Origin of the sequence: Rhodoplanes elegans, from assembly GCF_016653355.1 — a bacterium.
Taxonomy (GTDB): Bacteria; Pseudomonadota; Alphaproteobacteria; order Rhizobiales; family Xanthobacteraceae; genus Rhodoplanes; species Rhodoplanes elegans.
In genome coordinates this window covers 1-4,855 of sequence record NZ_NHSK01000289.1, presented here as the reverse complement: position 1 = coordinate 4,855, position 4,855 = coordinate 1, and the positions used below count along the sequence as shown (strand labels likewise).

The 4,855-nt window shown below is 72.9% G+C and carries 5 protein-coding genes; 2 read left to right on the top strand and 3 right to left on the bottom strand.

Going from position 1 to position 4,855, the window contains the following annotated elements; all coding sequences use genetic code 11:
* Positions 1–270 precede the first annotated feature (270 nt).
* Complete coding sequence (locus CCR97_RS29140) at positions 271–1,713, bottom strand: aldehyde dehydrogenase family protein (RefSeq protein WP_111360501.1); 1,443 nt, start codon at positions 1,711–1,713, stop codon at positions 271–273.
* 108 nt (positions 1,714–1,821) lie between these two features.
* On the bottom strand, positions 1,822–2,838 hold the full coding sequence (gene cobT / locus CCR97_RS29135; protein ID WP_201160150.1) for a nicotinate-nucleotide--dimethylbenzimidazole phosphoribosyltransferase: 1,017 nt from the start codon (positions 2,836–2,838) through the stop codon (positions 1,822–1,824).
* A gap of 16 nt (positions 2,839–2,854) precedes the next feature.
* On the opposite strand from cobT, the gene cobS reads away from it, so the two are divergent.
* A complete protein-coding gene (gene cobS / locus CCR97_RS29130) occupies positions 2,855–3,646 on the top strand; it encodes an adenosylcobinamide-GDP ribazoletransferase (protein WP_111356686.1) in 792 nt (263 codons plus the stop codon).
* Positions 3,643–4,212 carry a histidine phosphatase family protein gene (locus tag CCR97_RS29125; RefSeq protein WP_111356687.1) on the top strand — a complete coding sequence of 190 codons (570 nt, stop codon included), beginning with the start codon at positions 3,643–3,645 and terminating at the stop codon, positions 4,210–4,212. Before cobS ends, CCR97_RS29125 begins: the two co-directional genes overlap by 4 nt.
* A 56-nt stretch (positions 4,213–4,268) precedes the next feature.
* On the opposite strand, the gene CCR97_RS29120 is transcribed toward CCR97_RS29125, so the two are convergent.
* A partial coding sequence (locus CCR97_RS29120; RefSeq protein WP_244670743.1) for a methyl-accepting chemotaxis protein occupies positions 4,269–4,855 on the bottom strand: 587 nt, incomplete at its 5' end.

The following is a 4,855-nucleotide window of genomic DNA, read 5'->3' as shown; positions in this document are numbered from 1 at the left end:
GGTTCGATGGAACGACGGGCGGGGCACCATGCTCACCCACGGCCTGACCTGGCCCAGGGGCTCCCGGGCTCCCGCCCGTCACCGCGGCCCGCAGACTACGCGAGTCGCGACAATCAGAGTTACAAGGGGGCGTCTCCGAAAAGCTCGGACTCGCGGCGACGCCCCCTCACCCGACATCTGCGCCGGCAGCGCAGATGTCGACCTCTCCCCGCGCGGCGGGGAGAGGCTTCAGGTGGCGTCCGGCGCGACGCCCGGCGGAACGCGCCGCCCTCACGCCAGCGTGTAGCTGGTCTTCACCGTGGTGTAGAACTCGACGGCGTAGTGGCCCTGCTCGCGCGGGCCGTAGCTCGAACCTTTCCGGCCGCCGAACGGGACGTGATAGTCGACGCCGGCGGTCGGAAGATTGACGTTGACCATGCCGGCGTCGGAGTTGCGCTTGAAGTGGGTCGCGTGCTTCAGGCTGGTCGTGCAGATGCCGGACGACAGGCCGAACACGCTGTCGTTGGCGACCGCCAGCGCCTCGTCGTAGTCCTTCACCCGCAACACGGCGGCGACCGGCCCAAAAATCTCCTCGCGCACGATCTGCATGTCGCGCGCGCACTCGGTGAACAGCGCCGGCTGCAGATAGAAGCCCTGCTTGTCGCGGTTGAGCCGCTCGCCGCCCCAGACCAGCTTGGCGCCCTCCTTCTGACCGATCGCGATGTAGCGCAGATCCTGGTCGAGCTGGTTCTGGTCGACCACCGGGCCGATGTTCGTTCCGGGCTTGAGCGCGTCGTCGACGACGAGCTGCTTCATGCGGGCGACCAGGCCCTCGACGAAGCGGTCGTGGATGCCCTCGGTGACGACCAGGCGGGTGCCGGCCGTGCAGCGCTGGCCGGTCTGGTAGAAGGCGCCGTTCGCCGCGCACTCCACGGCGACGGCGAGGTCGGCGTCGTCGAGGATCACGAGCGGGCTCTTGCCGCCCATCTCGAGCTGCACCTTCTTCATCACCGGCGCCGTGACGGCGGCCTGCGCCACCTTGCGGCCGGTGCCGACCGAGCCCGTGAACGAGATCGCGGCGACGTCGTCGTGGCTGAGCAGAACCTCGCCGATCTCCGAGCCGCGGCCCATCACGAGATTGAACACGCCCTTCGGGATACCGGCGCGGGCGATGATGTCGGCGAGCGCCCAGGCGGAGCCCGGCACCAGGTCGGCCGGCTTGATGACGACGCAGTTGCCGTAGGCGAGCGCCGGGGCGATCTTCCAGGCCGGAATGGCGATCGGGAAGTTCCACGGCGTGATCATGGCGACGATGCCGACCGGCTCGCGCGTCACGTCGACCTCGATGCCGGGCCGCGTCGAGGCGAATTTTTCACCCGCCAGCCGCACCGCCTCGCCGGCGAAGAAGCCGAAGATCTGGCCGGCCCGCGTCACCTCGCCGATGCCGTCGGCGAGCGTCTTGCCCTCCTCGCGGGCGAGCAGGCGGCCGAGCTCCTCCTTGCGGGCGAGGATCTCGGTGGAGACGCGCATCAGGATCTCGTAGCGCTCGTGCGGGTTGGAGCGCGCCCAGGCCGGGAACGCCGCCTTGGCGGCCGCGATGGCGGCTTCCGCCTCGGCCCGGCCGGCGCGGGCGTACTCGCCCACCACGTCGGAGACGTCCGACGGGTTGATGTTGGGCGCGGCATTGCCGGCGGGCATCCACTCGCCGCCGATGAAGTTCTGATGCACGGTCATGGGGTCTTCGATTCTTGCGGTTGGGGGCGCGCGATCATAGTGGCCCGGGCCGGCATGGCAATGCGGCCCGGGCGACGTGGTCCTCGCGGGTGCGAGCGACGCCTCCCGTCAGCAGGTCTTCTCGGCGACGCCGGCTTCCGAAAAGGTCGCCATGCCGGCGTGGCAGGAGAGCGCCGCGCGGGCGAGCAGCATGGCGACCGCGGCGCCGGTCCCCTCGCCGAGCCGCATGCCGATGTCGAGCAGCGGCACGAGGCCGAGCGCCGGCAGGAGCGCCTTGTGGCCGGGCTCGCCGGAGCAGTGGGCGGCGCGGCAATGGGCGAGCGCGTCGGACGCCATCCGGGCGAGCGGCAGGACGGCGGCGCTGGCGATGTAGCCGTCGAGCAGCATCGGGACGCGGTGCCGGCGGGCGGCCAGCGTCGCCCCCATCATGGCGGCGAGCTCGCGGCCGCCGAGCGCCGCGGCGATCGCCAGCGGGTCGGCGACCTTGGCGCCGTGGCGGGCGAGCCCCGCCTCGACGGCGTCGCGCTTGCGCGACAGGCCGTGGTCGTCGACGCCGCTGCCGCGGCCGACCCAGCGGGACGCCCCGCCGCCGAGCAGCGCGGCGCAGAGCGCCGCCGCCGCCGTGGTGTTGCCGATGCCCATCTCGCCGACCGCGAACAGGTCGAGGTCGGGCTCGACCGCCGCGTAGCCGGCCGAGACGGCGGCCAGGAACTCGCCCTCGTCCATGGCGGGCGCCTTGGTGAAGTCGGCGGTCGGCCGGTCGAGGTCGAGCGGCACGACCTTCAACGCGGCCCCGGCCGTCTCGGCGAGACGATTGATCGCAGCGCCGCCGGCGGCGTAGTTGGCCACCATCTGGGCCGTGACCTCGATCGGGAAGGCCGAGACGCCGCGCGCCGCGATGCCGTGATTGCCGGCGAAGACGGCGATCGACACCCGATCGAGCCGGGGGATCGGCCGGCCCTGCCAGCGGGCGAGCCAGACCGCGAGGTCCTCGAGCCGGCCCAGGCTGCCGGGCGGCTTGGTGAGCACGGCCTGGCGCGCCAAAGCCGCCGCGGCGGCGGCCTCGTCGCCGGCCGGCAGGTCGCGACAGGCGGCGCGAAGGTCGTCTAGAGTGGAGAAGATCAACGGTGAGTCCTTTTCGATGACCAGCACTTTGGAAAACGGCAACAGCCTGCGCGACTGGCAGAACGACCTGCGCGTCGCCGTCTCGCTGCTCACCCGAATCCCGATGGCCCATCCGGACGGGCCGGCGCCGTCTTACCTCGCCCGGGCCATGCGAGTCTTCCCGCTCGTCGGCGCCGGAATCGGGGGGGTGGTCGGGATCGCCTATCTGGGCCTGCTGCTGGTCGGGGTGCCGCATCTGCCGGCCGCCGCGCTGGCGCTCGGGGTCAGCGCGCTCGTCACCGGCGCCCTGCACGAGGACGGCCTCGCCGACACCGGCGACGGCTTCGGCGGCGGCCACGACAAGGCGCGAAAGCTCGAGATCATGCGCGACAGCCGGCTCGGCACCTACGGGGCCGTGGTGCTGCTGGTGAGCTTCGCGACGCGCGTGTTCGCGCTCGCCGCCCTGCCGCTGGTCGCCGTGCTGCCCGTGCTGGTGACGGCGAACGCGCTTGGCCGCGCCGTCATCCCGGCGCTCGCCTTCAAGCTGCCGCCGGCCCGCACCGACGGGCTCGGCGCCCGCGCCGGCGCGCCGACCAAGACCGTCATGGCGACCGCCGCCGTCATCGCCCTGGTGATCACGCTGGTGATGCTGCCGGTCAAGGAGGCGCTGCTGTCGGTGCTGGCCGCCGCGGCGGCGGCCGCTGCCGTCGCCCATCTGGCGCAGCGGCAGATCGGCGGCCAGACTGGCGACGTGCTCGGCGCCGCCGAGCAGGCCGTCGAGGTCGCCGTGCTGGTGCTGTGCGCGGCCCGGTTCGGCACCGGGACATGAATCGGGCCGAGCTGCATCTCTGGCTGATCCGGCACGCCCCGGTGGCGGGCCCGCGCGACGTCATCCATCCGCCCGAGGCGCCCGCCGACCTCGCCGACACGGCCCGCTTCGCGGCGCTCCGCGAGGCGCTGCCGGCCGACGTGCCCGCCTATGCGTCGCCGGCCCAGCGCACCGTCGACACGGCCCAGGCGCTCGGCCTCGATCCCATGCTGCAGAGCGATTTTCGCGAGCAGGGCTTCGGCGAGTGGACCGGCCGCACCCATGCCGACCTCGAGGCCGAGTTCGGCGACGACTACGCGACCTTCTGGCATTCGCCGGCGCGCCGGCGGCCGCCCGGCGGCGAGAGCTTCGTCGACCAGATCGAGCGGGTGCGCCGCGGCCTCGCCCAGCTGCCGGCCGGCGACGCCGTGCTGGTCGTCCACTCCGGGACGATCCGGGCGATCCTGGCGATCGCGCTGGAGACCACGCCGGAGAGCGCGCTGCGCTTCGTCGTCGCCCCCCTGTCGCTGACCCGCATCGACCGCGTCGCCGGCAGCTGGCGCGTCCGCTACGTCAACCGGCGCTGAGGGCGCCGCGGGGCGCGGCGCCTGGTGCGATCGCTCGCCGCTCGGGCTGCCGCGGCTTACGCGGCCCGCACCGAGTCGAGGAACTTGGTCACCTCGCTGCGGAGCTGGTTGCTCTCGATCGCGAGCTGGCCGGCGGCGTTGAGAACCTCGCCCGACGCTGCGCCGGTCTCCTCGGCACCGCGGCTGACCGCCGTGATGTTCTGGGCGACCTGCGACGTGCCCGAGGCCGCCTGCTGGATGTTGCGCGAGATCTCGGCCGTCGCCGCGCCCTGCTCCTCGACGGCCGCCGCGATGGCGGAGGCGACCTCGGCGATCTGACCGATGGTGCCGGAGATCTCCTTGATGGCGGCGACCGAGTCCTGCGTCGCCGCCTGCATGGCGGAGATCTGCGACGAGATCTCGCCGGTCGCCTTGGCGGTCTGTCCGGCCAGCGCCTTCACCTCGTTGGCGACGACCGCGAAGCCCTTGCCGGCCTCGCCGGCGCGGGCCGCCTCGATGGTGGCGTTCAGCGCCAAGAGATTGGTCTGCTCGGCGATGTCGGTGATCAGCTTGACCACGTCGCCGATGCGGTTCGCCGCGACCGACAGCTCGCCGACCCGCGCATCGGTCTTCGCGGCCTGGCTCACCGCCGCGTCGGCGATGC